Annotated in this window: 3 protein-coding genes; all 3 read left to right on the top strand. The window is 70.4% G+C overall.

Annotated features, from left to right (window positions below):
* Positions 1-234, top strand: a 234-nt coding sequence (locus tag GT354_RS52525; protein ID WP_237534569.1) for a hypothetical protein, incomplete at its 5' end; no start/stop codon positions are given.
* Positions 235-248: 14 nt separating this feature from the next.
* Positions 249-479: a hypothetical protein gene (locus GT354_RS09910; RefSeq protein ID WP_237534568.1), complete on the top strand. Its 231-nt coding sequence runs from the start codon at positions 249-251 to the stop codon at positions 477-479.
* Between the two features lie 85 nt (positions 480-564).
* Complete coding sequence (locus tag GT354_RS09905; protein WP_161355900.1) at positions 565-813, top strand: hypothetical protein; 249 nt, start codon at positions 565-567, stop codon at positions 811-813.
* Positions 814-961 lie beyond the last annotated feature (148 nt).

The raw sequence follows: 961 nt of genomic DNA, 5'->3' as shown, positions 1-961 counted from the left end.
GACATGACCACTCTCGCCGCCGGCGGGTCGACCGTGAGCATCGGCCTGCCCGTCATCCTCCTGCTCGCCGCGTTCGCCCTGCTCGCCTCGAACAAGGCCCCGAAGCTCGCCGGGTTCTGCCTGTTCGTCGCCGGAGTCAACCTCGCCGGGACCACGTTCGCCGCCTCGCTCAACAACTCCACCGCGACGTTCGTCACCGGCATTGTCGACGCCCTCACGTCCGCCATCGGCTGAACGGAGACACCCGCGTGCGCATCCGCCGCTGGTACATCTACCGCGCCCACCGCGCCCTCCACATCGAACGAGGCGCCGACCCGCACTGCCCCGACTGCCACGGCGAAGGCGGCTGGTGGGAAGGCAGCGCCGTCCACCCCGAAGAACCCGACGTCGTCACCTGCCCCTGCAACGACGGCCCGCGCATCCGCATCCCGCTCGGCCGCCGCCCGCGCACCTCGTACAGCGCCGAACCGCCGTTCTAGAACCGCCCCGGGGCGACCGCCTTCCGCCAAGTCGCCGGACGCCCCGGGCTCCCGCACCTCCTACAGCGAACAGGAGAAATCCAGCATGACAGAGCCCGTCCGAGAGGTCCCCGTTCCGCGCGAACCGCTGGACACAGAGCCCTTGGGCATCGAGTGCCAGACCAACGCCGAGAATCGCGCTCTGCTGTACCGCGCACTCGCCGACGCCGGCGTTCGACTCGGCACGTACGACCGGCGCATCGTCGACTGGTTCGGCGCTTCGGACAGCTCCACCGTGTTGACCGTCGCCTCGCTCATCACCCGTGCCGGGGCACCGACCGAGGACGCGACGTGAACCGGGCCGGGACGACCTGCAGGCCGCGCCTGCTCGACCTGTTCTGCTGCGCGGGAGGAGCCGCCCGCGGCTACCAGCTCGCCGGGTTCCACGTGACAGGCGTCGACGTCGCCGAACAGCCGAACTACTGCGGAGACGCGTTCGTTCG

The organism is Streptomyces sp. SID3343, from assembly GCF_009865215.1.
In the GTDB taxonomy this organism is placed as follows: Bacteria; Actinomycetota; Actinomycetes; order Streptomycetales; family Streptomycetaceae; genus Embleya.
Note: the sequence above shows the minus strand (reverse complement) of the source record. Positions and strands in the feature narration are given on the sequence as shown.

Excerpts from the sequence above, each read along its gene's own strand:
- GT354_RS09905 (WP_161355900.1), top strand. The coding sequence starts at position 565 with ATGACAGAGCCCGTCCGAGAGGTCCCCGTTCCGCGCGAACCGCTGGAC.